This window comes from Streptomyces doebereineriae (assembly GCF_031845645.1).
Taxonomy (GTDB): Bacteria; Actinomycetota; Actinomycetes; order Streptomycetales; family Streptomycetaceae; genus Streptomyces; species Streptomyces canus.
In genome coordinates, this window is record NZ_JAVREZ010000008.1 from 24,941 (window position 1) to 49,264 (window position 24,324).

Sequence of the window (24,324 nt, forward strand, 5' to 3'; positions counted from 1 at the left end):
GCGGCGCACCCGGTGATGTGGAGGAGTGGCGTGGACGAGACAGCCCCGCAGAAGGGAACCGTGACGCAGCGCGCCATCGAGCAGATCAAGGCGATGATCGGCGAGGGCCGGCTGGAGCCCGGCCAGCGGCTGCCGACCGAGCGCGATCTGGCCGTCCAGCTGGGCATCTCCCGCAGTTCGATGCGAGAGGGGATCCGGGCGCTGACGGTGATGGGCGTGCTGGAGGCCCGGCACGGCTCGGGCATCTACGTCACCCAGCTGGAGGCGGGTGACCTGCTGGAGACCTTCGGCGTGGTCGCCGACCTGTCCCGGGGCCCGCGTCTGGTGGAGCTGCTCGAGGTGCGCCGCGTCCTGGAGTCGACGGCGACCGCGCTGGCCGCCGCCCGCATCACGCCCGACCAGCTGGCCGAGGTCGAGAAACACCTCGCGGCGATGAACGCCACCGACGACCCCGAGGAGATCCTCGCCCACGACCTGGCCTTCCACCGCGAGATCGCGGTGGCGGCCGGCAACGACACGATGGCGGCGATCCTGGAGGGCCTGTCGTCGCGCACCTTCCGGGCGCGGGTGTGGCGTGGCTACCAGGAGGAGGGCGCGTTCGAACGGACGCGGCGCGAGCATGCCGCCATCCACCGCGCGCTGATCGCCCACGACCCGGAGGCGGCCCGGGCGGCGGCGGCCGCGCATGTGGGCGAGGTGGAGGAGTGGCTGCGGGCGCAGCTCGGGGGGTGATGAGCTGCGGCGAGGATCAGCTCACGAGGTGAAGGGGGCGGGTCTCCCCGCCCCCTGTCTCAGGCCCTGGTGAACCGCAGTGTGACCAGCTCGAACGGCCGCAGCCGCAAGGACACCTCGTTCCCCTCCCGCTGCAGCGAGGGGGCATCCGCCGACGGGCGCTCCAGCAGATCCGTCGCCGTGACCCCGGCGACCTCGAACCCCGCCGTGAGGGTGGCCCGTGCCCGTCCGCCGTGCGCCTCGTGGAACCGGACCACCACGTCCCCGCTGCCGTCGTCCGCCAGTTTGACCGCGGTGATCACCACCGCCTCCTGGTCGACGGTCGCCAGCGGAGCAACCTCCTCGGCACCCTGCACGACCCGTTCCGGCAGGTTGATCCGCCACCCCTCCCGTACCGCGTCCCCGATCCCCGCCCCCGGCACCAGCGCGTGCCGGAAGCGGTGGACGCCCTGGTCGGTCTCGGGGTCGGGGAAACGCGGGGCCCGCAGCAGCGACACCCGGACCGTGGTGGTCGTGCCACGGTCGCTGTCGGTGCGGACGGTACGGGTCACGTCGTGCCCGTACGTCGAGTCGTTGACGATCGCCACGCCCCAGCCCGGTTCCTCCAGGTGCACGAAGCGGTGGTTGCAGGCCTCGAACTTCGCCGCCTCCCATGAGGTGTTGGTGTGCGTGGGCCGGTGGAAGTGCCCGAACTGCGTCTCCGACGCGTACCGTTCGGCGTGCACGTCGAGCGGGAAGGCGAGCTTCAGGAACTTCTCCGTCTCGTGCCAGTCGACCTCCGTGTCCACGAGAAGCCGCCGCTCAGCGGGCCCGAGGGACAGCACCTGGGTGACGCGGGAGCCGCCGAAGGTCCGCACGATCCGCACACCGTGCCCCTCGGGGGCGAGCTCGTCCACATCGGTGAGATCCGTGACCGTGTTGCGGTAGAACTCGTCCACGTCCCACGCGTCCCACATGTTCGGGAAGTCCGGGTGGAGTTGGAGGAGGTTGCCGGCGCGGCCCGGTGCGATCGTCTCGCGGTCGGCCTCGATGTCGTACACGGAGACGGCCAGGCCGCGCGCGTCGACCTCGACCCGCAGGATGCCGTTGTCCAGGACGTGCCCGCCGCCGGGCCGCTCGGTCACCGTCGTCCGCCCCTCGACGACCGCGGTTCCGGCGCCGCCCGCGGCGACTCCGTCACGGCGATGGGGTGCGGGGTTGAAGAGCAGTTCCCGTGTCCCCTCCCCCGCCAAGGCGCGCTGGGCCGCGTCGATGATGCCGTTCAGCTCGTCCGCGAGCCGCTCGTAGGTGCGCCGCGCCTCCCGGTGCACCCAGGCGATCGACGACCCCGGCAGGATGTCGTGGAACTGGTGGAGCAGCACCGTCTTCCAGATGCGGTCCAACTCCTCGTAGGGGTAGGGCGATCCGGTCCGTACGGCCGCCGTCGCCGCCCACAGCTCCGCCTCGCGCAGGAGGTGTTCGCTGCGGCGGTTGCCCTGCTTGGTCTTCGCCTGGCTGGTGAGGGTAGCGCGGTGGAGTTCGAGGTAGAGCTCGCCCACCCAGACGGGCGGTTCGGGGTATTCGGCCTCGGCCTTGGTGAAGAACTCCTTCGGCGTCTCCCAGGCCACGGTCGCCGAGCCTTCGAGGTCGCGGAGGCGGGCCGCCTTGGCGACCATCTCCCTCGTGGTGCCGCCGCCTCCGTCGCCCCAGCCGGTGGGGGCGAGGGAGTGCCGGGCGACCCCCTTGTCCTTGAAGTTCCGTGCCGCGTGGGCGATTTCGCTGCCCTTCATGGAGCAGTTGTAGGTGTCGACCGGCGGGAAATGGGTGAAGATCCGGGTGCCGTCGATGCCCTCCCAGCGGAAGGTGTGGTGCGGGAACTTGTTCGTCTGCGACCAGGAGATCTTCTGGGTCAGCAGCCACTTGGAGCCCGCCGCCTTGATGATCTGCGGCAGTCCGGCCGCGAAGCCGAAGGTGTCGGGCAGCCACGCCTCCTCGTTCTCGACTCCGAACTCGTCGAGGAAGAACCGCTTGCCGTGCACGAACTGACGGGCCATCGCCTCCGAGCCCGGCATGTTGGTGTCCGACTCGACCCACATCCCGCCGGCCGGCACGAACCGCCCGTCCGCCACCGCCTTCTTCACCCGCGCCCACACCTCGGGCCGGTGGTCGCGGACCCAGGCCCACTGCTGGGCCTGGGACATGGCGAACACGAACTCCGGCTCGTCGTCGAGCAGGGCGGTCATGTTGGAGGTCGTCCGGGCGACCTTGCGCACGGTTTCCCGCAGCGGCCACAGCCACGCCGAGTCGATGTGGGCGTGTCCCACGGCGCTGATGCGGTGCGCGGAGGGGACGGCGGGCGCCTCGAAGGCACTGTCCAGCCGCGAACGGGCCTGCGCCGCCGTGCCGCCCACGTCCTGGAGGTCCAGCGCGTCCAGTGCCTTCTCCACCGCGCGCAGGATCTCCCAGCGCCGCGCCGACTCCACCGGCAGCTCGGCCATCAGCTCGCCGAGCACCTCCAGGTCGATCACGAGCTGCCAGACGGTCTCGTCGAGGACGGCGAGGTCCATGCGCGCCAACCGGTACTGCGGCTCGGCCCCGGCGGTCTCCTTGTCGCCCAACCGCGTGGGCAGGAAGGGGTGGTAGTCGAGGATGACGGGATTGGAGGCGGCCTCGATGTGCAGGCGCACCTCCTCGCCGCCCTCGACGGGCGCGCCGATCCGCACCCACTGGTTGCGCGGGTTGAGGCCCTTCACCGGGGTGCCGTCGGGCCGGTAGACCAGGCCCTCGCACTGGAAGCCGGGCATGTTCTCGTCGAAGCCGAGGTCGAGGAGGGCCTCGACGGTCTTCCCGGCCCACGCCTCGGGGACGGTTCCGTTGACGCGGAACCAGCTGGTGCCCCAGGGAACACCCCAGCGGGCGCCCACGGCGATGGGCTCCGGCTCGGCCGCCAGGCCCTCGGCGACGGGCACCGGCTCGTCGGGCGCGTGCCACACCGCCACCTCCAGCGGCACGGACTCGGGGTACACGGCGGGGCGGAGTCGCTCGTCGAGGACGCGCCTGAGGCGGGCTTCGACCAGGCTGCGGTCGTCATGCATGCGGGGTGCTCTCCAAGGGTCCGGGGGTTACCAGGGGTGGGTCACGGTCAGGGGGTCCGACGACGTGTACAGCTCCCCCACGGCACGCAGCTCCAACCGCGCCTGCCGCTCGCCCTGTTCGGGCTTGAGGCCGCCGACGAAGTAGGCCCGCTGACAGGTGCCGCCGAGAAAGCGCCGGCTGCCGTCGGGCAGGAGCCGGTGCAGGGTGTAGTGGCGTACGGCGCCGGGAGCGGGGTTCCACGCGAGGCGCAGGTCGCCGCCGGAGGCCGCGGTGATCCGCAGGCCGGAAGGTGCGGCGGGGGTGCCGGGGGTGTCGTACACCGCGAGACCGCCGAGCCGCCAGGTCAGCGAGCCGCTGCCGGTGAGCCGCACGCCGAGCGCGTGGACGGTCCCGGAGAGCCCGGTGAGCCGTACGGTCGAGGTGTGCCAGCCGTCGCCGGTGGTCACGGGAAGATGGACGTACGGCGGTGTCGCCCCCGGCGCGCCCGGTTCGGCGGTGGCCACGGCGAGCTCGACGCCCACCGCACCCGCGTCCATCCGGTGGGTCAGCTCGACCACCGTGCCCTCGCCGATCGGCAGCCGCGTGGCATACAGATCCACGGTGACCGGCTCATCCACCGAGCCATTCACCACCACACTGCTTCCGCCCCGCCAGGCGTCCGCGAAGTCGAAGGAGACGGCCGGCCGGGAGCCCTCCGTCCGCACCACCCACTGCCGCGACGGCAGCCGGTCCTGCAACCCGAGGTGGTTCCAGGCCGCGTCCGACGTGACGGCACCCTCCTCGTACCATCGCAGCCCGTGCCCGGTGTTGAACACGCTCGCGAACGGCACCGAGGTGACCGTCGACCGGTCGGCGACCGACACCGCCGGCGCGCGCCAGGTGTCCGTCGGGTCGGGGCGGGACGGATCGAGTGACCGGCCCGTCCAGAAGCGGTCGTCGGCGGCGTGGAAGTCCTCCGGTGACCGCTGGTCCGCGGGCAGGTGATTGCGGGTCCACTCCGGCCGGTACAGCCCGATCGACGTGATGTGCGGCTTGCCGGCCGGCACGATCGCGTCCCAGTTCACGGACGTGTTCCAGCCGCCCGCCTCCACGTCCACCCCGGCCCACAACTCGTAGCGGCTGCGGCCAAGTCGCTGCGCCAGGGTGCCCGAGGACGCCAGCCCGGCCGCCGTCCACCGGAAGTCGACGAACATGTCGTCGGCGGCCTCGAAGAACGGCTGGTTGCGGCTGTTCAGCGCACCCTGCCAGCTCACCGTCCCGTTCACGGTCATCGAGTCGTACCACGTCACCCGCTGCCCCCGGGCGGAGGCGAGCGACTTCAGCTCCCGGACGAATCCCAGCATGTCCGCCCCGAGAGCCGCGTCCCCTCCCCCGGTCTCGGCGTTGACGAACCACCCGTCGAAGCCGTGGGCCGCGGCGACCGCGACGAGTTGAGCCGCCAGTGGATACCGCCCGGCCGCGTCCTTCTGCACCAGGTCCCGGGTCCACTGCAACTGTCCGCCGTAGGCGACGGGCGGCAGGAAGATGTTGCCGAGCACGGGCACGCCGTGCCGGTGGGCGGCGTCCACGATCGGGGCGTTCGGCGCGAGGACCAGTCCCTCGCCGGACGAGCCGCCCCAGAAGACCAGTTCGTCGACGTAGGCCCAGTGCCCGAAGGCGTAGTAGTCGGACGTCGCCGAGCCCTGCGAAGGGTTGCCCGCCGTGGGCCCGAAGGAGACCAGCGACTGGATGCGGGCCTGGCCGGCGCGTGCCGTCGTGTTCGCGGGGGGCGGGGTGAAGCGGGCGGCGAGCGGTACGGAGGCCGCGTTGAAGGCGAGGTCGGCGTCGTCGGCCGCCCGCCAGGCCTTGAGGCTGCGCCAGGTGATGCCGGTGCCGGGGCTGCCGGAGGGCAGGGAGTCCGGGTACCAGTAGGTGGCGTACGGCTGGAGCGCGGTCGCCGCCGCTGCCTTCGCCGGCAGCGCTGGGAGCAGCGCCGCCGCGGTCGCGGCGAGCAGAACCGTGCGTCTGGTGGGATTCACGAGCGGGTGCCTCCTAGTGGTCCTTGGGGGGTGTTGCTGCTCGCCAGGGAGTGCGCACAAGGCCGCATTAGCTCGATCGTGTGATCGTCCGCTGACGGGCTTGCGGCGCCCTGGGCTGTTTGGGCTAGCGTGGTCGTGCGACCTGGGACACCGGGTACGGCGTCAGCGTGCGGGGCCCCTGCTCCACCAGAGGATGGGTCAGGGCCTCCCCGTCGCCTCTGGCCGTACCCACATGGCCAGGTCGTAAGGGAACTGGCCTCCCGGGCTCGGACCGCGCACAGGATGCGTGTCGCCGCCCCGGGGTCGAGTACGCCGGGGACCAGCTCGCCCAAGACCGTTCGGGGCGCGCGGCTGAACGGACTCACTCCCGCTCAGTCCACAGGAACGGTGGGAGTACCTGATCGGAGGTGACGACCTCGGTGATACCGCGCGCGGACAGGTGGTCCTGGTCGGCGGCACGGGTGTCGAGGACGGTGGTGGGGCGGACGCCGTCGGCGACCAGTCGGAAGTAGGCGTCGAAGACCGGGCCACCGGGCGCGCAGAGCGAGCGGGAGGCGGGATTGGAGGGAACGACCAGCGCGGTCGTACGACGTTCAGGCGCTTGCGAGCGTGTCCGCGCCGCCCGCTCCAGCACCCGGGCCGCCTCCTTCGGCTTCCGGTCGTTGGTCAACAGGCCGAGCCCGTACTCCAGTTCCGGGAAGTCGGCGAGCTCCCGGGACACGTCGTGGGAGCACCACCAGGTGATGCCCCACAGGTCGGGGCAGTCCAGGGCGTTCGCCACGGTCGCCTCGGTGAAGGCGGCGGCGTGCTCGGGCGGCACCAGCGGGGCGGGGGCGCCGACCTCCTGGAGCCAGACGGGCCGGTGCGGGTCCTCGGCCCAGGCCTTGCTGAGCTCGACGAGGTAGGCGGCGTGGTGCTCGGCCGGGACGGAGGTGCGGCCGTGGCGCTGGGCGGTGCCGTTGAAGACCCAGGAGTGCACGGCGGTGACGGCGCCGTGGCGGGCGGCCTGGGCGGGGGTGAAGGGCTGGTCGTCCTGGTACCAGGTGGCGTCGTACTCGGCGTGCAGGTGCAGCCTGCCGGGAGCCCCTTGCTCGCAGGCGGCGAGCATGCGGGTGAGCCAGGCGTCGATCTGTTCGGACGTGGCCCGGTCGGGGTCGGGATGAGGGCCCGCGGAGAACTGGTTGACCTCGTTGCCGAGGGTCATGCCGATGAAGTTGGGGCGGTCCGCCAGGGCCGCCGCCAGCGTGCGCAGATAGGTGGCCTGGCCCTCGACGACCTCCGGGTCGGTGAAGAGATTGCGCCGGTGCCAGGTCCGGGTCCAGGCCGGCAGGAAGTCGAAGCTGCTCAAGTGACCTTGCAGACCGTCGACGTTGACGTCGAGACCGCGTTCCGCGGCGGCGTCGACGAGCCGCACGAGATCCGTGACGGCCCGCTCCCGGATCAGGGTGCGGTTCGGCTGGAAGTAGGGCCACAGCGGGAAGACCCGGATGTGGTCGAGGCCCAGGGCGGCGATCGAGTCGAGGTCGGCGCGGACCGGGTCGAGGTCGAAGTCGAGCCAGTGGTGGAACCATCCGACGCTCGGGGTGTAGTTGACGCCGAAGCGCACGGCAGAAGGCATACGGGATCCTTGACTCTGGGGGTTCGTTCAGCCCTTCACCGCTCCCTCGCCCACCCCGCGGAAGAAGTACCGCTGGAGGCCGGCGAAGAGGGCGATCAGCGGGGCCACGGCGATGACCGTGCCCGCGGCGACGAGCCGTTCGTCGTTGGCGAAGGTGCCGTGCAGGTAGTTGAGGCCGATGGTGAGCGTGAACTTCGACGGGTCGCTCAGCACGATCAGGGGCCACAGGAAGTCGTCCCAGGCGCCCATGAAGGCGAAGATCGCGACGACGGCCACGGTCCCTTTCACCGACGGCAGCGCGATCCGCAGGAACCGCTGCCAGACGTTGGCGCCGTCGACATAGGCCGCCTCCTCGATCTCGTACGGCAGGTTCAGGAAGGCGTTGCGCATCAGCAGGACGTTCATCGCGCCGATGCAGCCCGGCAGGACCACGCCGATCAGGGTGTTGTTGAGGCCGAGCTCCCGCATGGTGGTGAACTGGGCGATGATGATGCCCTCCACGGGCACGAGCATCGCGAGGACGAACGCGAGGGTGGCCGCGCGGCGGCCGCGGTAGCGCAGTCGGGCCAGGGCGTACCCGGCGAGAGCCGAACCGACGCAGTTGGTCACGACGTTGGCGGTGGCGACCTTCAGCGAGTTGAAGGCGTAGTCCCAGACGGGGATGGTGTCGGCGACCCGCTCGTAGTTGTGGAGGGTCGGATGCTGCGGCAGGAAGGACGGCGGCGAGCTGTAGATGTCCTCCGTGGGGCCCTTGAGCGAGGTCGACAGCTGCCAGAGGAAGGGGCCGACGGTCAGCGCGAGGACGGCGAGCAACAGGGCGTACCGCAGCGCCAGTTCGCCCTTGCGTACCCGGGTCACGTGTCCCCCCTCCGGTCGGCCCGCAGCACGAGCAGCATCAGCGCGACGGTGACGACGAAGACGACGACCGAGATCGCGGACGCGTAGCCGACGCGGCCCGTGAGTCCGGTGCCGGTGCGCTGGACGAGCATCACGAGCGTGGTGTCCTCACCGGCCGGTCCCCCGCTCGGGCCGGCCATCAGGTAGACCTCGGAGAACACCTTGAAGGCGGCGACCGAGGACAGTGCCCCGACGAGTGCCATGGTCGAGCGGACGGCGGGCACCGTCACCGTGACGAACCGCCGGATCGCCCCGGCCCCGTCCACCGCCGCGGCCTCGTGCAGCTCACGCGGCACATTGGCCAGCGCGGCCAGGTAAATGATCATGTAATAGCCGAGGCCCTTCCACACCGTGACGGCCATGGCGCTCAGCAGGAGCAGCCACTGGTCGCTCAGGAAGCCGATCCGGCCGACCCCGACGGCCTCCAACAGCGAGTTGATCAGGCCGCGTTCGTCGAGGAGCCACACCCAGATGAGTCCGACCACGACGATCGACGCGACGACCGGGGTGTAGAAGGCGGACCGGAAGAAGGTGATGCCGGGGATGTTCTTCTGCACCAGCAGCGCGAGCAGCAGCGGCAGGATCACCAGCGCGGGCACGACTCCGAGGACGTACAGCGAGCTGTTGCGCAGGCCGATCCAGAACATGTCGTCGTGCAGCAGCTCACGGAAGTTCGCGAGGCCCACGAACTCGCCCGGGATCAGGGTGCGCCGGTCGGTGAAGGCGTTGACCAGGGTGGAGACGAACGGGTACAGGATGAACGCGCCGATGATCAGCAGGCCGGGTGCGGCGAACAGCCAGGGGCTCGTCGGCAGTTGGCGCCGCACGCGGGAGACGGTGGACGACGCCATGGCTATCCCTGCTGCTCGAGCAGCGTGTCACAGGCCTTGACAGCGTTGTCGAGAGCTTCCTCGGGGCTCTCCTTGCCCTGCAACGCCTTCGCGACCTCGTTGCGCAGGGCCGTCTTCATCTGCTCGCTGAACAGCACGGGCGTGTAATTCACCGCGTTCTTCAGGGACTTGGCGGCGGCGACCCGCACCCGCGTCTCGTCGGTCCCGTCCTCCTTGGTGAAGTACGGGTCGTCCAGCGATCCCGCGGTGCTCGGGAAGATGGCGACCTTCTTCGCGAAGGACATCTGGTGCTCGGCGTCGGTGACGTAGTGCGCGAAGGCGACGGAGGCGGCCTTCCTCTTGGTCTGCGCGTTCACCATCACGCCCATCACGTACATGTTGACGTGCCCGGTGCTGGTGATCTGGTCGGTGATGCCGATGTTCTTGTACAGGTTCGGCGCCTGCTTCTTGAAGTTGCCGAGGTCCAGTGCGCTGCCGGGGTTCATGGCGACGGCCCCGGTGAGGAACTTCTTGCCGGAGGACTCGGGCGTGGCGGTGAGCGCCTGCGGGTCGAGCGCCTTGGCGTCGTACAACTCCTTGTACTTGGTGAGCAGTTCGACCCCCTTGGCGTCGTTGAAGGCGAAGGCGGTGCCCTCGGAGTTCATGAGCGGGACGCCGTAGCGGCCGAAGTCCTCGATGGTGGGCACGTTGGCGAGGGTGGCGACCTTGCCGTCGCTCTTCTCCGCCAGCTCCAGGGCGTCCGCGAAGAGTTCGTCGTACGTCTTCGGCGGCTGGTCGGGGTCGATCCCGGCCTCCTCGAAGAGGGACTTGTTGTAGAAGAGCGGTCCGGTGTTGAGGTACCAGGGGAAGGCGTAGGTGCCGGTCATGCCAGGTATCCGGTGGCTGGCCCAGGCGCCGTCCAGGTACTCCTTCCTGTACTGCCCGGCCGCCTTGTCGAGGTCGAGCGCGAGGCCGGCCTTGGCGAGGGGCGCGACCAGGTCCGGGGACACGTTGACGACGTCGGGTAGGGTGCCGCCCGCGGCATCGGCGCTGATCTTGTCGGCGTAGCCCTCGGCGGGCTGGTCGATCCACTTCACGTCGGTGCCGGGGTACTTCTTCTCGAAGTCGGCGATCAGGCCGTCGAAATAGTCCTTGAAGTTCGCCCTGAGGTTCCAGGTCTGGAAGGTGATGTCGCCCTCGATCCTGCCGGAGGCGTCACTCGAACCGCCGTCGTCGCCGGACCCGCAGCCGCTCAGCGGCAGAAGGACACAGACAGCGGCGGCAGCGAAGGTTCTGCGGGAAATGGGCACGGCGAACCGGTCTCCTTTGGGGCGGAGTTGGCCAACGACGGAGACCCTGCACGCCGTTCCACGGGCCCGTCAATGCATCTCGCGCAGCTAATTTCTTTAGTGACTAATGCGTATTAGGTTGACGAAGCTGAACCGCATTAGTGCATACTGTCCCGACGAACCGCCGGGGGAATGGGGAAAGAGCGTGTCAGGCAAGCGGTCACCGGTCCGCAGGCCCACGATGAAGGACATCGCCCGGCAGGCCGGCGTCTCCCAGAGCGCGGTCTCCTTCGCGCTGAACGGCCGCCCCGGGGTCTCCGAGGACACCCGCGACCGCGTACGCCGGGTCGCCGAGGAACTCGGCTGGCGTCCGAGCACCGCGGCCCGCGCGCTGTCCGGCGAGGGCGCCGCCACGGTCGGCTTCGTCCTGGCCCGCCCGGCGGAGACGCTCGGCGTCGACTCCTTCTTCCTCCAGCTCGTCTCCGGGATACAGGAAGTGCTGGCGGAGCGTCATCTCGGGCTGCTGTTCCAGGTGGTGGAGGACGTCGAGGACGAGTGCGCGGTGTACCGGCGCTGGTGGGCCGAACACCGGGTGGACGGTGTCCTGGTGGTCGACCCGCGCACCGACGACCCGCGCACCGGAGTCCTCGACGAACTGGGTCTGCCCGGTGTGGTGATCGGCGGAGCCCCCGACGAGCGCCATCCGGGACTGTCGACCGTCTGGGCCGACGACGCGGGCGCGATGGCCGCGGTCGTGGACGAGCTGTACGCGCTGGGCCACCGGCGGATCGTGCACATCGCGGGCCTGCCGGGACTCGCGCACACCGAGCGCCGTATCCGCACCCTGCGGGCGGAGGCCGAGCGGCGCGGACTGACCGGGGTGAAGTCGGTGACCACCGACTACTCGGACGCCGCCGGCGCCGCCGTGACCCGCAGGGTCCTGGAGGCGCCCGCTCCCCCGACCGCGCTGATCTACGACAACGACGTGATGGCCCTCGCCGGAGTCGCCGCCGCGACCGAACTGGGTCACTCGGTGCCCCGGGACGTGTCGGTGGTGGCCTGGGAGGACTCGGCGCTGTGCCGCATGGTCAAGCCGTGGCTGTCGGCGCTGTCCCGGGACAGCGTGGAGTTCGGCCGTACGGCGGCCACGGAACTGACCGCGCTGCTGGACGGCGGTCCGGCGCGGACCGTACGGGTACCGGTGCCCCGGCTGATCGTGCGGGACAGCACGGGGGTGGCCCGGGGCACCTGAACCGGGGGGACAGCGAGCGCCCCGGCGGGGACAATGGCCGTATGCGGACAAGGGGAACGTTCTGTGTCGCCACCGCACTCGCGCTGTCGGCCGCGGTGGGCTGTACGACCGGCGACACCGAGGAGACGGGCCGCCCGAGCAGCCCGACCGCTTCGACGCCCCGCACCGCGAGCCCCTCGGCGACGACGCCCGCGCCGGTGAACCCCGTCTCGATCCCGGCCATGATCCAGCGCGACCACAAGGGTTCCGGTCTCGAACTGGGCAGGGTGCTGACCCGTACCTCCGCCTACACGAGCTACGAGGTGACGTACGAGTCGGACGGCCTGACGATCTCGGGCCTGATGAACATCCCCTCGGGCCAGGGACCCTTCCCGGCCCTGGTGCTGGCGCACGGCTACATCGACCCGGAGATCTACACCACCGGCCGTGGCCTCACCCGCGAGCAGGACCTCCTCGCCCGCAACGGCTACGTCGTCCTGCACACCGACTACCGCAACCACGCCCGCTCGGACAAGGACCCGGACAACGACGTGGGCCTCCGCCTCGGTTACACCGAGGACGTGATCGGCGCGGCGATGGCGCTACGGTCCTCCGGGCGCCCGGAGATCGACACCGACCGCCTCGGCCTGCTCGGCCGTTCGATGGGCGGCGGTGTCGTCTACAACACGCTGGTGGTGGCCCCGGGCCTGTTCGACGCCGCGGTCGCCTACGCGCCGGTCAGCGGGCGCCCCGAGGAGAACATCGACCAGTTCCAACGCCCTGAGGGCGACCCGCTGGTGGCCGAGATCGAGTCCGAGCACGGCACCCCCGAGACCAACCCCCGCTTCTGGCGCGAGATCTCCCCCCTCACCTACGTCGACCGCGTCACCGAACCCCTCCTGATCCACCACGGCACCACCGACACGACCTGCCCCATCCGCTGGTCCCACCAGACGGTGACCGCGTTCGAGAAGGCGGGCAAGGACGTCGAGCTGCGCACGTACCGGGGCGAGGGGCACACCTTCTACTCCCAGTGGGCGCGCTCGATGGACACCACCATGGCGTTCTTCGACAAGCACCTGCGCTGACGTCCCCGCCTAGGCTGCCCGCATGGACGTCGGTGTGGGTGCGCGCGAGCTGTACGAGAGCCTGGCCGAGGGGAACGGGACCAACGCGTCATGGCTCGGTCGGGACCACGGCGGTTACCGGGACCGGCTCGCCACGGCCGCCGAGCACAGGCCCTGGTGGACGGCTCCCGAAGGCCAGGCCGTCCTCTGGGAGTTGTACGCCCTGAGCCGGGTCGGCGACCTGTTGCTTCACGAGGAGCGCGCTTACCTCGGCCTCTTCACCCCGCTCGGGATGACGCCGTTCAAGGGCGGCACCTTCGACCCGTTCCTCCACGAGATCGTCGAGGTCGATCAGGCCGACGATCCTGGGGCGCCGATCGAGATCACCGAGGTCGTATGGCCCGGTCTGATGCTCGGCCAACTCCTCTTCACCCGGGCCGGAGTCAGGGTGCGTGCCGGAGCCGATCACGCCCAGCGTGGCGTCGCCGACGGCTCGCCGCTCTCCTGGGCGTTCCGACGCCGCCACCGTCCGACCGTCGACCTGTCCCACGGCTGGGGCCACAACTCCCAGTGGCGCACGGACTTCCGGCTCGACTACCGGACGCCGGACGGTGACCGGCTCAACGTCGCGGGGCACGACCGGATCGACGGCCGTCCGGACCTCGACCCGGACCACCCCGCGAACCTCGGCCCGGAGGAGCGGTTGCTGACCCCGGGCGAGCGCCGCGAACTGCTGCGCCACCGGTGTCTGCTGCGAGTTCCCCGAGCCGCCGACGCACTGGCCCGGACGGCCGGCTGGGAACGCGACCTGATGCCCTTCGACTGGCGGCTGCCGTGAAGGGTGGCCACCAGGGCGCCGACACCCCGGTGGCCACTCGCTCCCTCAGACCTCGGACCGATACAGCCCGAACTCCGCGATGTGTACGGCACTTCGAGCTTGTGTCACCCGCACCCGCCACCTCCGGGCCCGTACCGGGGCCGGCAGCAGCAGGATGCGGCTCGCGCCGATGGTTCCGGCGCCCGTGACCTCCGTCCAGGTGCCGTCGCGGAGCGCCTCGACGACGAAGCTCTCCACCTGCTGGCCGTGCCGGATGTCCTCGGCGAGGCGGATGCGGTCGACCTCGTGCTCCGTGCCGAGGTCGACGGTGACGCGGCCCGGTGCCGACGTGGTGCGACCACGGGCGGCCAGGTCCTGTGGCAGCTCCCGATCGATCCGTTCCCTGAACTCCCGCAGCCGCACGACGTCCGTGCCGTGCAGCAGGCCCTCGGTGTCCGGTGGGACATTGAGCAGCAGCACCGCGTTGCGCCCCACCGACCCGAAGTAGATCTCCGTCAGATAGTCCACGGACTTGGGCTGTTGGTCGGCGTGGTAGAACCAGCCGTCGCGGATCGAGACGTCACACTCGGCGGGCCACCACTGGAGGTAGTCCGTCGCGGGCTGCGCCTTCACCAGGGCGGCGCGGCTGCCCTCGTCGGGGGTGTCGTAGGACATGGCCCAGTCGGTGCGGCCGTACTGGTTCTCCTTGACCGGGATGACGCTCCACTCGTCCTCGCGCGCGATGCCGCTCTCGTTGCCGACCCAGCGCAGGTCGGGGCCGGTGACGGCGATCGCCGCGTCCGGGGCGAGGGTCCGCACCAGGGTGTACCAGCTGTCCCAGTCGTAGCTCTCCACCTTTTCGGGCGGGATGTGCCCCTGCGCGCCGTCGAACCACACCTCGTCGACGGGCCCGTACTCGGTGAGCACCTCGTACAGCGTGTTGAGCATGTGGGCGCCGTAGTCGGTGGCGTCCAGGGTGTGGAAGCGGTCCGGCGTACGGTCGTCGTCCGCCACGAGGGTCGGGATCGTGCGCGGGGAGCGGGCGCTGCCGTTGGCGTACACGCCGTGCAGGTACTGGTTCTCGTCGGCGGGTGAGATGTAGACGCCGACCTTGAGGCCGTGGCGGCGCATGGAGTCGGCGAAGGAACGCAGCACATCGCCCCGACCGTCGCGCCAACTGCTCGATGCCACCGAGTGCTCGGTGTAGCGGGAGGGATGGAGGACGAAGCCGTCGTGGTGCTTGACGGTGAGGATGGCGAGCCTGAAGCCGCCGTCCTTCAGGGCCGCCGCCCACTGGTCGGTGTCGAGGCCGGTCGGCTGGAAGACGTTCGGGTCCTCGTCGCCGGTGCCCCACTCCAGGCCGGTGAAGGTGTTCACGCCGAAGTGCAGGAACGCGGTCCGCTCAAGGCTCTGCCAGGCGACCTGCCGGGCGGCGGGCCTGACCTGGGACGCCTTGCGGACGAGGTCGGCCTCGGTGTCGTCCGGGGAGACGGGGATGCGGTAGGAGCGGTCGTCGGAGGCCGCGACGGCCATCGTGGGGATGCCGGTCACGGCGAGTGCGGTGGCGGCGGTGACGAAGAGGCGTCTGGAGACGGTCATGGGGGCTCCTCAGCTCAAGTGCCAGACGGCGGGGGTGCGTTGGTCGGCCGGGTACTGCACGATCCGGCCGTCGTCCGTGACGGTGAGCGCCATCTGTGTGATCGCGTTGACGAGCCGGTAGCCGCCCGCCACGGGCTCCAACTCCCAGCGCTGCAAGGTGCCGGACGGGTCGCAGGTGTCCCAGGTCGCCTCGACGCCGGGCTGCAGCGGCACGTTGAGCGTGAGCTTGCCGCCGCTGATCGCGAGGCAGCCGGCCGCCGACCGGAGGGTCGCATAGCCGTCCGCCGTGCGCTGCACGGAAGCCGTGAACGACCGCCCGAAGGTGTAGGTGCCGTCCGCCACCGGCACCCGGGTCAGGTCCCGCCAACCCGGCGCGTGCCCCACCGCCGCACCGCGCGCCACGAACTCCGCGTACGTGGCGTCGGGATGCGGATCCCCCCAGGTGGCCTGGGCGACATGACGCAGCGCGGGCCAGAGCCGGACGGCGACCTCGTTCTCGGTCTCGCCGCGTCCGTTGTCCGGCCACAGGCTGATCTTCGCGCCGGTGACGCCCCGGGAGGAGGTGAGCTGCTCGCCCTCGAAGCTGCGGGGGTCCCAACTCTGGTCGTAGAGCGACTCGGTGTCGCTGTGGAAGCCGCCGCGGATGAGGTAGAGCGAATAGGAGGCGTTCATCACCGAGTAGCCCTGCGCGATGAGTTGACTGGGCTTGACCGCCACGTTCAGCCAGTGCTCGACCGTGGTGCCGGCCTTCACCGGCACGGTGTTGGCTCCGGTCAGTCCGTCGTTCCAGATCCGCAGCTTCACGCCCTTGCTCGCCGCGTAGTCGTGGACGCGGTTGACGAAGTCGACGAAGGCGTCCTGCGGGGTGGCGCCGGGACCGTAGTTCTCCTGGGCGTACCTGAGCATCTGCGGGTACTTCGCGAAGTCGGAGCCGAGCATGTACTCGTCGGCTCCCATGTGCCAGGACTTCGCCGTGAAGACCTGGGCGTACTCGTCCATCAGGCTCGTGTAGTAGTCGAAGGCCGCCTGCTGGGTGATGTCGAGCCGGGAGGGCTGCTTGTTGCCGTCGGAGTCGGTCAGCTGGAGGTCCGGGCGGTTCTCGATCCACGGGTCGATGTGCCCCGGGGAGTTGATCTCGGGGATGATCTCGACGTGGTACTTGTCGCCGAGCGCGACGAGCTGCCGTATCTCGTCCTTGGTGTAGTAGCCCCAGGTGTTGGCCTCGGGGTGGGCGTCGCTCTTGACCTTCAGCTCCACGAGCAGCTGGTTGAGCTTGTTGTAGGCCATCTCGCGGACGAGGTTCTCCAGCCAGGGCAGCGAGACGTGGATGTAGCAGGCGCACACGCCGACGCCCCGCTCCTTGTAGCGCGGCACGTCGACCGTGCGCCCCGCGGGGATCCGGTCGCCCTGCGCGAGGAGCTGGAGGAGGGTCCGGGTGCCGTAGAAGGCGCCGGTCTCGGTCGCTCCGGTGACCGACAGGCTTGTGCCGGCGTGGAGTTCGTAGCCCTCGGCGCCGAGGGAGCTCCGGAACGGCTTGACGTCGACAACGATGTCACCAGGCCGGGCTGCGCCGCGTACGACGGGCACCGAGCCGTGGCCCGCCGCCCGCAGATCACCGGCGAGCGTGTCGGCCACCCGGCGTTCGGCCGGGTCGCCGGCGACGAGCCGGGCCCCGGGCCGGTAGACGTAGGCGCCCGGCTCCGGAGTCCATTGGGTCAGCGCAGGCACCGTGGCCGGCGGGCCCTGGTCCGAGCGCGCGAGCGCCGGAGCGGGCGCCAGGAGCAGCGTCAGCAGCGCCACGACGGCGGCGAATCCCAGCCGTTTCCTCATGAGCGACTCCCTATTCATCGGATGGCTGATAATTGAGGTCCTCAGAAGGGCTGTCAACGGGGCTGAATCAGCTGAGAGTTGAGCCAGAGATCGGATGACCTGCTGGTCAGCTCCTGTCTCCGGCGTCCTCCGTCGCGAAAAGTCCAAGAAGACCGGTCCGAATGTCCAAGCGCGAGTGCTCTCGACGCGACGTCCGCCGCCGGGCAGAGTTCTCCCTACGTACTCGCGAGTAGCCCCCGAGGAGCGCACGTGACCAGCTGGGTCGGCCGTACCGCCGCCGAGATCGCCGCCGCCGTCCGCGAGAAGCGGGCCACACCCCGGGAGGTGATGGCCGAGCACCTCGCCCGGATCGAGAAGCTCGACGGACGGATCGGGGCGTTCCGGGTGGTGCGCGCCGAAGCGGCACTGGCGGAGGCCGACGAGGTGGGCTCCCGGGGCGACCTCGGCGAACTGCCGCTGGCCGGGGTGCCGGTGGCGGTCAAGGACAACCTCTCCGTGCGCGGCGAGACCAACCGCGTCGGCTCCGCCGCGACTCCCGACATCCCCGCCGAGGCCGACCATGAAGTCGTGGCCCGGTTGCGGGCCGCGGGCGCGGTGGTCGTGGGGCTGACGAACGTGCCGGAGCTGTGCGTCTTCGGCACCACGGAGGGCGTCCACGGCACCTCCCGCAACCCCTGGGACACCACGCGTACGGCGGGCGGCTCGTCCGGCGGCAGCGCGGCCGCGGTCGCCGCGGGCCTGGTCCCGATCGCCCTCGGCAACGACGGCATGGGTTCCCTGCGCATCCCGGCGGCCAACTGCGGGCTCGTCACGCTGAAGCCGGGGTCGGGGGTGGTCCCGGCCGGCATCAGCGACGGCGACTGGTTCGGCATGTCCGAAAACGGTCCGCTGGCGACCACGGTCGAGGACGCCCGTCTGCTGCTTTCGGTCATCGCCGGCACCGAGTTCGTACGACGGGACGCGCCCGCCACGCTCGACGTCGCCGTGTCCCTGCGCAGCCCGCTCGCCGGGGTCACGGTCAGCGCGCCGTATACGAACGCGGTCCGGGAAGCGGCCGGACTGCTGATCAAAGCGGGACATCAGGTGCGGCGCGCCGACCCGCCGTACCCGCTCTCGCTGAGTTTCACCTCGCTGGCCACGTGGACGGCGGGCACCTCGGTGGACGCGGCGGGGCTGGATCCGCGGCTGCTGGCCCGGCGCACCCGGGTGCACGCGGCGATCGGCCGGCGCTTCGTCAAGGCCGTGCGGAAGGGCAAGGCCCGGCAGGAGCTGCGCGAGCGCCTGGAGCCGTTCTTCGCCGAGCACGATGTCCTGCTGCTTCCGGCGCTGGCCCGCCGCTCTCCCAAGGCCGAGGCCTGGCACGAGCGGGGCTGGCTGCGCAACGTCCTGGTCAACACCAACTACTCGCCGCTCACCCCGCCGTGGAACCTCACCGGCTGGCCGGCGATGTCGGTCCCGCTCGGCACTCTGCCCTCGGGCGCCCCGACAGCCGTACAACTGGTGGCACGGCCCGGGTCGGAGACGGTGCTGCTGGAGGTCGCGGAGGAGCTGGAGCGGCGGCAGCCGTGGCGGCGGACGGCGCCGCTCGACTGAACACCGCGCCCTAGAGGGCCTTGTACATGATGTGCAGTCCGACCCGCCCGTCCCGGGGGTGTTCGAAGGCGTCGGGCACGGTGCCGAGGATCGTGAAGCCGAGCGAAGTCCACAGCCGCACGGCCGGGTTGGTCTCGACGACGGCGTTGAAGACCATCCCCCGGTAGCCGTCTGCCGTGGCGGCGGCCAGGATGTGCTCGGCGAGCGCGCGCCCGAAACCGCGTCCGCCCTGGTCGGGGTCGACCATGAAGCCGGCGTTGGCGATCTGGGCGGCGGGACCGCCGTAGTTGGGGGTGACGTAGGCCGAGGCGACGAGGGCGCCGCTCTCGTCCTCGACGACGTAGACGCGCTTGGCCGGGTTCATCCACAGGGCGCGCGCTGCTTGTTCGGGGGTGGCGGGGTCCCAGGCGTAGGTCTCGCCCGCGGCCACGATCCGGTGCCAGAAAGGCCAGATCCGCGGCCAGTCGTCGGCCGCGGCTTCTCTGATCAGCATGGGCGTGAGTCTCGCACGCCCATGCCGTCGGCGATCGCGAAGGTCCTGCGGTCAGTCCACGCTGGGCAGGATGTGGGGCTCGGCGAGGTCGTCCTCGTAGCCCGCGAGACGGATGGGGGCGGAGCGCGCCCACACGTCGAGACTGCCGATGTCTGCGGGCCGTCGGCCCGCGCGCTCCGGGCGTTCCTTGGGGCGCTGTTCGCGATCTGTCTTCTCCGGTGTCACCGCGCACTCCTTATGTGTCGGGCTCACCCTCGGGACGTACCTGTGCAACCTACGGTCGGTGCCTGGACGTCCGCTCGGGTCTGGGTCGAGATCGGGTTCGGACGCGGTGGCGCCGGTAACTCAGGTGAGAGCAGGCCGTGGTGACCGGCTTGTCCCGGGACGGACTGTGGGTGTGGGTGGGACCCCGTACTGCCATCCGTCGGCTACAGATTAACCAGATGAGCAGGGGTCCGCTCGATAGGGGCTGAAAACAAGGCGTAACCATTACGAGTCACCTAAGGTCTTTCGGCCATGTTCTGCGCATGTTTGTCACTCCATGCACGGTTTGAGAGTCACCCGACCGGCCTACACGGCCGCGCACGCCTTCGATGGTCCGGAGCCACGCAGTTCAGGTCCTGTTGGCCGAATCGCAAGCCACCCATGATCTGCTGACGTGCGACAACGGCTTGTCCCGCGGGTGGGCTCGGGAGGACTGACGCATGGAGCTGCGCAGTGTCGAGGAGCTGATGGATCTGCTGTACGCCTGTCGGCACCAGCAGGCGTTGCGGACCGCCGCCCTGCTGCGCCGCAGCCGCCCCGCCGACAAGGAACTCCAGGTGGCGGGGCTGGTGCGGGACATCGGGCAGCTGCTGTCACCTGCCGACAGCAGCGCCCGGGCCGAACGCGCGGCAGCGGCGGTACGCCCCCTGCTCGGCGAGCGCGTCGCCCATCTGGTCCGCCATCAAGGCCCGACCTCCGACGACGACCTGTCGCGCCTGCGTGAGGCGGACGAGGAGAGCCGGGTCATCGTCTTCGACGCCGGTGTCCTGGAGGACTGGCGCACCCTGCTGGAGCTGGTCGCGGCCCGCAACTCCCGTCTCGGGGCTGTCGACTGACGGTCCGTCATGAGACGGTACGGCGATGACGCCTGGACTGCACGGCAGGGCCGCCCTGGTCACCGGGGCCACGCGCGGCATCGGAGCGGCCGTCGCCCGACAGCTGGCCGACGCCGGGGCACGGGTGTGTGTGACGGCCAGGGACGCGGCAGAGGTCCGGCGGACCGCCGAGCAGCTCGGCGGCATCGGGCTTGCGGGGAGCGTCGCGGACCCGGAGCACGCACGGGCGGCCGTGGATCTCGCTCTCGGCGAGTTCGGCCGCCTCGACATCCTCGTCAACAACGCGGCGACGAATCAGCCGTTCGGCCCCCTCATGGAAGTGGATCCCCAGGAGTGGCGCGAGGCCTTCACCGTCAATGTCGAGGCCTCGCTGCGGCTGGTGCAGGCGGCGTGGCGGGGGTGGATGCGGGAGCACGGCGGGTCGGTGGTCAACGTCTGCACGGAGGGCGCCGGACATGTGGGGCCGAACGTCGGCGCGTACGGCACCAGCAAGGCGGCACTGCTCCATCTCACCCGGCAGCTGGCGGGCGAGCTGGCTCCCCGGGTGCGGGTCAACTCCGTCTCTCCCGGTCTCGTCCGGACGGAGATGGCGCGGTTCGTGTGGGAGAAGGGCCCCGTCGACCTGCCGTTGGGGCGCATCGGCGAGCCCGAGGACATCGCGCGGGCCGTGGTGTGGCTCGCGTCCGACGCAGCCGAGTGGATCACCGGGGCGGATCTGCTGGTGGACGGGGGCACACGGGTGCAGGCGGCGCACCCGGGCGGGTACGCCGTCCATGACCGGCTGCGGTCGTATGCCCCGCCGCCGCACTCATAACGACGTCACGGGAACAGCGCGATGCCCATGAGGACGATCAGACACGCGAAGACGACGAACGCGATCATGCCCCAGCTCCAGGGGTGCCTGATCGGATCGGAGGCACCCCCACGGGGCCGGTCCTCCGGGAGCTCGTGCTGGACCGGACGGTCGCTCGCGTAGAACTCCTCGTCCGTCGGGTAGTGGTTGCGCGGATCGTTGAAGGCGCGCGGATCGATGCTGTGTGGACGTGCCATGACAACTCCTCGCAGGGAACCTTCCGGCTTCCGGGTTCCCCGTCGGCGACGGCCCACACGTCAGGGCCGCCGGCCGACCGTCACGGCCGCGGGCTCACCACTTGCCGGGCGCGTAGTCCTTCAGGAAGACCCCGTACACGTCCTCGCCGTCCTCGCCGCGCACGATCGGGTCGTAGACGCGGGCCGCGCCGTCGACCAGGTCGAGGGGGGCGTGGAAGCCCTCCTCGGCGAGACGGAGCTTGTCGTAGTGGGGGCGCTCATCGGTGATCCAGCCGGTGTCGACCGAGGTCATGAGGATGCCGTCGGTCTGGAACATCTCCTGGGCGCTGGTTCGCGTGACCATGTTCATCGCGGCCTTGGCGGCGTTGGTGTTGGGGTGGCCCGCGCCCTTGTAACCGCGGCCGAAGACACCCTCCATCGCCGAGACGTTCACCACGTAGGCGCGTCCGCTCCCGGCCTTCTTCGCGGCGTCGGCCATGGCCGGGCGCAGCGCGCTGATCAGGATGAACGGTGCCGTGTAGTTGCACAGCTGGGTTTCGAGCAGCTCCACCGGGGAGATCTGCTCGATCGTCTGGACCCAGGTGTTGCTGTCGACGACGTCGGGGACGAGGCCCCCCGCGTCGATGGCGGTGCCGTCCAGGTGCCGGGCCACGCTGGCATTGCCCGCGACCAGGGCGAGGTCGGCGATCTGCTGCGCGTCGAGGCCGGAGATCCCGGCGGGCAGGGAGGCGAGTCCGTCGACCGCGCCGGAGCCGAAGGCACCGATGACGTGGTGGGCGGGGAGCTCACCGGCGGGCAGCGGGGCGCTCTCGCCGTCGACCAGGGCGGCGTAGGCGGAGGGCAGCCGTCGTACGGTCTGCGTCGCGTTGTTGACGAGGATGTCGAGCGGGCCCGCCTCGGTGACCTGCTCGGCGAGGGCCACGGCCTGCGCCGGGTCCCGCAGGTCGATGCCGACGACCTCCAAGCGGTGGATCCAGTCCGCCGAGTCGTCCATGGCCTTGAAACGGCGGATGGCGTCCTTCGGGAAGCGCGTGGTGATGGTGGTGTGCGCGCCGTCGCGCAGCAGCCTCAGCGCGATGTACATGCCGATCTTGGCGCGGCCGCCGGTGAGCAGGGCGCGCTTGCCGGTGAGGTCGGCGCGGACGTCGCGCTTGGCGCGGTTCAGGGCGGCGCAGTCCGGACAGAGCTGGTGGTAGAAGTAGTCGACCTCGACGTACCGGCTCTTGCAGGTGTAGCAGGAGCGCGGGCGCTGGAGTATCCCCGCGATCCGGCCCTCCTCGGTGACCGACGACGGCAGGATGCCCTCGGTCTCGTCGTCGATGCGCTGGGCGGAGCCGGTCGCCGTGGCCTCTGTGACCGCCTTGTCGTGGGCGGTCTTGGCGGCCCGGCGCTCCTGCCGGCGGCGCTGCTTCACGGTGCGGTAGACCCCGGCGGTGGCCCGGCGCACGGCGATCGCGTCGGGGTGGTCGACCTCCAGCTTGTCGAGCTCGTCGAGCACGCTGAGGCAGACGGCCAGCCGCTCCGGGTCGATGCCGGGGCCGTGCACGACCTCGTCACCGGGCCCGCGCACGACCTCGTCCATGGTCGCCGACCCGTCCTCTGTCACCGTCATCGCGCTGCCGTTTCCCTGGTCACCCGAGCGGCGCGTGGGCGCGTCCGCTTGTCGAACGCGGAATTTTACTTCAGCGCCGGGCCCGACCCGCAATCCGGAACGATCAAGAACCGCAGGCAGCCAGCAGTTCCTTCACCTCCTCGGACAGCGCCCGGGCGAGGACGTCCAGGTCAGGCACGGCTTCGGCGTCCGCCACGAGGCCGTAGTGGACCTGTCCCCGGTACGTCGAGATCGCGACCGCGAGGGACTGGCCGCGGGCGAGCGGGGCGAAGGGATAGACCTCGGTGACCAGGTTGCCGCCGAGCTTCAGGCCGATGCCGGGCAACGGGACGCTGGTGACGAGGATGTCGAACCAGAGCCGGGCGCCCTGACCGGCCAGCGGCCCGCCGAGGCGGTGGCCGAGGGCCGGGACGTGGTCGGCGAGCAGGGCGACAGCGCCCGCGCCGCGGTTGGAGCCGGCGTCCTTGTTGCGGTCCATGGCCGTGCGGACCGTGTCCAGGCGGCCCAGCGGGTCGGGGTCGCCGACCGGAAGCCGCATCAGGTACCCGGAGAGCCGGTTGCCCTGCGGGTGCGCGGTGCGCGGACGGCGCTTGGAGACGGGGATCAGGGCGCGGGGCGCCACGCCCGCACTGCCGTCCCCCCGCTCGTCCAGCCAGCGGCGCAGCGCGCCCGCGACGACGGCGATCAGGACGTCGTTGACGGTGCCGCCCCGGGTCTTGCGGACCCGGTGCACGTCGTCGAGGTCGACGACGACTCCGGCGGTGCGGCGGGTGCCGCTCGGCTCGGAGACGAGGGCGGCCGAGGAGCTCACGCCCACGCAGGACAGGGCGACGGATGCGCCGATGTCCAGGGCGCGGCCCAGGTCGGAGACGGCGGACCGGACGAGCCCGGGCAGCTTGCGCACGTCCGGGAGCAAGGGCTTTGCGGGCTCCGCCGGGCGCGGTTTGCGCACGGGCAGGTCCATCGGGTCCAGGACGGCGGCGGCGAGCGTCAGGGCCCGCAGTCCGTCGGCCAGGGCGTGGTGGAACTTGAAGAGCACGGCGAAGGAGACACCGTCGTCCCCCGGCAGCACATGCGCTTCCCATGGCGGCCGTTCGCGGTCGAGCGGCCGCTGCATGAGCCGGCCGGCCTCGGTGTGGAAGTCCGCGGTCGGCGCGTGCAGCAGGACGTGGCGGAGCGGGTCGAAGTCCGGGTCGGGCACGCGGGCGGCTCCCCCGAAGGCGTACGGGAAACCGAGCGGCCACACGTCCCGGATCCGCATCCTGAGGCCGGGCACGGCGGCGGCCCGGCCCGCGAGCAGATCGGCCGCGTGCGCGCCGGCGGTGGGCGAGTGTGCCGCGAAGACGCCGAGCGCTCCCAGGTGCATCGGATGCTCGGCGGATTCCATGTTCCAGAACGCCAGGTCGAGAGGGGCGAGCAGGTCAGAAGTCAATGGCTTGCCTCGCGTCGACAACGGGTGGGCCAGCAGTCAAT

Annotated in this window: 20 protein-coding genes; 7 read left to right on the top strand and 13 right to left on the bottom strand. The window is 70.9% G+C overall.

The window, feature by feature from the left end; all coding sequences use genetic code 11:
- Positions 1-30: 30 nt before the first annotated feature.
- Positions 31-732 (top strand): FadR/GntR family transcriptional regulator, encoded by a 702-nt coding sequence (locus RNB18_RS23355; protein WP_057617967.1) that lies wholly within the window; start codon positions 31-33, stop codon positions 730-732.
- A gap of 59 nt (positions 733-791) precedes the next feature.
- Here the strand turns inward: RNB18_RS23355 and RNB18_RS23360 are convergent, their stop codons facing one another.
- The 6 genes from RNB18_RS23360 to RNB18_RS23385 form a co-directional block, all read right to left on the bottom strand.
- The gene (locus RNB18_RS23360) at positions 792-3,806 is read right to left on the bottom strand and encodes an alpha-mannosidase (RefSeq protein WP_311716055.1); all 3,015 of its coding nucleotides are present in this window, start codon (positions 3,804-3,806) and stop codon (positions 792-794) included.
- 27 nt (positions 3,807-3,833) lie between these two features.
- On the bottom strand, positions 3,834-5,825 hold the full coding sequence (locus tag RNB18_RS23365) for an endo-beta-N-acetylglucosaminidase (RefSeq protein WP_311716056.1): 1,992 nt from the start codon (positions 5,823-5,825) through the stop codon (positions 3,834-3,836).
- 361 nt (positions 5,826-6,186) lie between these two features.
- Complete coding sequence (locus tag RNB18_RS23370; protein ID WP_311716057.1) at positions 6,187-7,443, bottom strand: glycoside hydrolase 5 family protein; 1,257 nt, start codon at positions 7,441-7,443, stop codon at positions 6,187-6,189.
- A gap of 27 nt (positions 7,444-7,470) precedes the next feature.
- Entirely contained in the window at positions 7,471-8,301 is an 831-nt protein-coding gene (locus tag RNB18_RS23375; protein ID WP_311716058.1) for a carbohydrate ABC transporter permease, read from the bottom strand.
- On the bottom strand, positions 8,298-9,191 hold the full coding sequence (locus tag RNB18_RS23380) for a carbohydrate ABC transporter permease (RefSeq protein ID WP_311716059.1): 894 nt from the start codon (positions 9,189-9,191) through the stop codon (positions 8,298-8,300). Before RNB18_RS23380 ends, RNB18_RS23375 begins: the two co-directional genes overlap by 4 nt.
- A 2-nt stretch (positions 9,192-9,193) precedes the next feature.
- Entirely contained in the window at positions 9,194-10,480 is a 1,287-nt protein-coding gene (locus RNB18_RS23385; protein ID WP_311716060.1) for an ABC transporter substrate-binding protein, read from the bottom strand.
- A gap of 220 nt (positions 10,481-10,700) precedes the next feature.
- Here RNB18_RS23385 and RNB18_RS23390 point away from each other — a divergent pair, with 220 nt between their 5' ends.
- The 3 genes from RNB18_RS23390 to RNB18_RS23400 are packed head-to-tail and all read left to right on the top strand — an operon-like array spanning position 10,701 to position 13,595.
- Entirely contained in the window at positions 10,701-11,711 is a 1,011-nt protein-coding gene (locus RNB18_RS23390; protein WP_311716389.1) for a LacI family DNA-binding transcriptional regulator, read from the top strand.
- 41 nt (positions 11,712-11,752) lie between these two features.
- Positions 11,753-12,778, top strand: a complete 1,026-nt coding sequence (locus RNB18_RS23395; protein WP_311716061.1) for an alpha/beta hydrolase family protein — start codon at positions 11,753-11,755, stop codon at positions 12,776-12,778.
- A gap of 22 nt (positions 12,779-12,800) precedes the next feature.
- Positions 12,801-13,595: a hypothetical protein gene (locus tag RNB18_RS23400; RefSeq protein WP_311716062.1), complete on the top strand. Its 795-nt coding sequence runs from the start codon at positions 12,801-12,803 to the stop codon at positions 13,593-13,595.
- 45 nt (positions 13,596-13,640) lie between these two features.
- Here the strand turns inward: RNB18_RS23400 and RNB18_RS23405 are convergent, their stop codons facing one another.
- Positions 13,641-15,173, bottom strand: coding sequence for an alpha-L-fucosidase (locus RNB18_RS23405; RefSeq protein ID WP_311716063.1), 1,533 nt, complete (start codon positions 15,171-15,173; stop codon positions 13,641-13,643).
- Positions 15,174-15,182: 9 nt separating this feature from the next.
- A complete protein-coding gene (locus tag RNB18_RS23410; RefSeq protein ID WP_311716064.1) occupies positions 15,183-17,003 on the bottom strand; it encodes a family 20 glycosylhydrolase in 1,821 nt (606 codons plus the stop codon).
- 249 nt (positions 17,004-17,252) lie between these two features.
- Here RNB18_RS23410 and RNB18_RS23415 point away from each other — a divergent pair, with 249 nt between their 5' ends.
- Positions 17,253-18,596, top strand: a complete 1,344-nt coding sequence (locus tag RNB18_RS23415; protein ID WP_311716065.1) for an amidase — start codon at positions 17,253-17,255, stop codon at positions 18,594-18,596.
- Positions 18,597-18,606: 10 nt separating this feature from the next.
- Here the strand turns inward: RNB18_RS23415 and RNB18_RS23420 are convergent, their stop codons facing one another.
- A complete protein-coding gene (locus RNB18_RS23420) occupies positions 18,607-19,089 on the bottom strand; it encodes a GNAT family N-acetyltransferase (RefSeq protein WP_311716066.1) in 483 nt (160 codons plus the stop codon).
- Between the two features lie 51 nt (positions 19,090-19,140).
- Positions 19,141-19,314 carry a hypothetical protein gene (locus RNB18_RS23425; protein WP_107105044.1) on the bottom strand — a complete coding sequence of 58 codons (174 nt, stop codon included), beginning with the start codon at positions 19,312-19,314 and terminating at the stop codon, positions 19,141-19,143.
- A 479-nt stretch (positions 19,315-19,793) separates the two neighbouring features.
- On the opposite strand from RNB18_RS23425, the gene RNB18_RS23430 reads away from it, so the two are divergent.
- Together RNB18_RS23430 and RNB18_RS23435 are read left to right on the top strand one after the other, a co-directional pair.
- Entirely contained in the window at positions 19,794-20,189 is a 396-nt protein-coding gene (locus RNB18_RS23430; RefSeq protein ID WP_311716067.1) for a hypothetical protein, read from the top strand.
- 25 nt (positions 20,190-20,214) lie between these two features.
- Entirely contained in the window at positions 20,215-21,003 is a 789-nt protein-coding gene (locus RNB18_RS23435; protein ID WP_311716068.1) for an SDR family oxidoreductase, read from the top strand.
- A 5-nt stretch (positions 21,004-21,008) separates the two neighbouring features.
- Here RNB18_RS23435 and RNB18_RS23440 read toward each other — a convergent pair whose 3' ends face one another.
- The 3 genes from RNB18_RS23440 to RNB18_RS23450 all read right to left on the bottom strand — a co-directional run bounded on the left by RNB18_RS23440 (position 21,009) and on the right by RNB18_RS23450 (position 24,283).
- Positions 21,009-21,239 (bottom strand): hypothetical protein, encoded by a 231-nt coding sequence (locus RNB18_RS23440; RefSeq protein ID WP_311716069.1) that lies wholly within the window; start codon positions 21,237-21,239, stop codon positions 21,009-21,011.
- A gap of 94 nt (positions 21,240-21,333) precedes the next feature.
- Complete coding sequence (locus RNB18_RS23445) at positions 21,334-22,851, bottom strand: SDR family NAD(P)-dependent oxidoreductase (RefSeq protein WP_311716070.1); 1,518 nt, start codon at positions 22,849-22,851, stop codon at positions 21,334-21,336.
- 103 nt (positions 22,852-22,954) lie between these two features.
- The gene (locus RNB18_RS23450; RefSeq protein WP_311716071.1) at positions 22,955-24,283 is read right to left on the bottom strand and encodes a wax ester/triacylglycerol synthase family O-acyltransferase; all 1,329 of its coding nucleotides are present in this window, start codon (positions 24,281-24,283) and stop codon (positions 22,955-22,957) included.
- Positions 24,284-24,324 lie beyond the last annotated feature (41 nt).